Annotated in this window: 2 protein-coding genes and 1 pseudogene; 2 read left to right on the top strand and 1 reads right to left on the bottom strand. The window is 66.5% G+C overall.

Going from position 1 to position 1,621, the window contains the following annotated elements; genetic code table 11:
* Window positions 1-11: 11 nt before the first annotated feature.
* A complete protein-coding gene (locus tag IEZ19_RS49750) occupies window positions 12-1,169 on the bottom strand; it encodes an RNA-guided endonuclease InsQ/TnpB family protein (protein WP_189317951.1) in 1,158 nt (385 codons plus the stop codon).
* Between IEZ19_RS49750 and tnpA the strand changes: the two are divergent.
* Both tnpA and IEZ19_RS54435 read left to right on the top strand, forming a co-directional pair.
* Window positions 1,050-1,430: pseudogene (tnpA, locus tag IEZ19_RS54440) on the top strand (IS200/IS605 family transposase); the annotation flags it as partial. The gene IEZ19_RS49750 and the pseudogene tnpA overlap by 120 nt on opposite strands.
* 101 nt (window positions 1,431-1,531) lie before the next feature.
* Window positions 1,532-1,621: transposase (locus tag IEZ19_RS54435; protein ID WP_506005023.1), on the top strand; the 90-nt coding region annotated here is incomplete at its 3' end.

Raw genomic sequence — 1,621 nt, 5'->3', positions numbered from 1 at the left:
TCCAGACACCCCTATGGGGTGGCAGGGACGCGTGACTCACGCCCCGCGTTCCACACGGTCTCGCCACGGGTGGCGATGTTGTGGGAAGCATTCCGGTCGGCGTGGGCAACGACCCCGCACCCCCGGCAGATGAAAAGCCCCTGGTCGACACGGTTGCGCTTGTCGACGTGGCCGCACTCGGCGCACGTCTGCGACGTGTACGCGGGATCAACGAAGACCAGGGGCACGCCTGCCCGCTTGGCCTTGTAGACGATGAAGTCTCCGAGCTGGGCAAAGGCCCAGGAGTGGAGTGCGACCCGTTGGGGCTTGCGAAGCCGTACCCTCTGCCGGATTCCCTTGAGTTCTTCCAGGGAGATCCCGGCCGAGGTGCGTTCAGCCTCGGTCACGATCGTCTTGGCGATGATGTGGTTGGTGTTCTTGACGTGCCGCTGTTCGCGGCGGGAGCGCTCCTTCAACCGGCGCTTGGCGGACTTGGTGCGCTTCTTCTGGAGCTTGGCCCGCAGGGCAAGCTGACGCTTGCGGTAGCGGTGGAGACCGCGCCCGGCGGCCTGGTAGCCGGTGGACGTGGTGGCGATGTTGACGATGCCGAGGTCCACGCCGATGAAGCCGTCCGGCTCGTACGTCTCGGCCTCGGGGACCTCGCAGGTGGCGATCAGGTAGAAGACCCCGTCACGCTCGATCAGGTCCGCCTCGCCCTTGCGGTACTCGCGGAGCGTCTTGAGCGCGTCGGCGGAGCAGACGAAGCGGACGTTCTTGAGGCGCCCGGCAGTTGTCCAGATGGACACGGTCTGTGCGTCGTACTGCCAGCTCAAACACCGGTCGTCATAGGGCTGCGCGGCCTCGGGACGGAACGTGATCGGCTTCGACCCGGCCTTGATCCGGCGCTTCGACTTCGGCTTGCCGAGGTTTCCGGCGCGGATGTTGGCGTGCAGCGTCGTGTACGCATCGCGCACCTTCTTGATCACGTGTTGCGCCGCCTGCGCCCCGAGCCCTTCGGCCTTGAGGCGCGGGTACGTGTGCTTGCGCAGCTCGTACTCACGCGGCACACCATGGGCGAACGCCACCTCGGAAACCCAGCACGCCAGGTCGTTGACCGTGCGCAGGGTCGCCGACAGCGCGGCGGCCTGGTCGGCCTCCGGCATCAGCTTCACCTGCGTCACGATCTTCATGCCGGGCATCGTACTACAGTTGGTCTATGTCACCGCTGGGAGCCAAGCCCCGACATCCGTAGGGGCGGCACGGTCGTATATACCCTCCATGCTCATTTGGTCTTCACGCCCAAGTACCGGCGCGGCCCGTTCACCGACGAGATCCTTACGTGCTGCGAAGAGATCATGCGGGCCGTGTGCGCCGACTTCGAAACCGAGCTGGTGGAGTTCAACGGCGAGCGCGATCACGTCCACCTGCTCGTGCACTACCCGCCCAAGGCCGCCATCTCCCGGCTGGTCGGCTCCCTCAAGGGCGTCTCAGCCCGCAGGCTCCGCCTGGGGGCACCTCCCGGCCGAAGGCTGGGGGAGAGTTCCCCGGCCACATCCGCACGTACCTGTGGGGCGACCACTTCTGGTCCCCGTCCTACTTTGCCGCGTCCTGCGGCGGCGCACCGCTGGCGATCATCAAGGAG

This window comes from Streptomyces brasiliensis, assembly GCF_014647875.1.
Taxonomy (GTDB): Bacteria; Actinomycetota; Actinomycetes; order Streptomycetales; family Streptomycetaceae; genus Streptomyces; species Streptomyces brasiliensis.
Note: the sequence above shows the minus strand (reverse complement) of the source record. Positions and strands in the feature narration are given on the sequence as shown.

Coding starts and splice junctions, on each gene's coding strand:
- IEZ19_RS49750 (WP_189317951.1), bottom strand. CDS start 1,169: ATGAAGATCGTGACGCAGGTGAAGCTGATGCCGGAGGCCGACCAGGCC.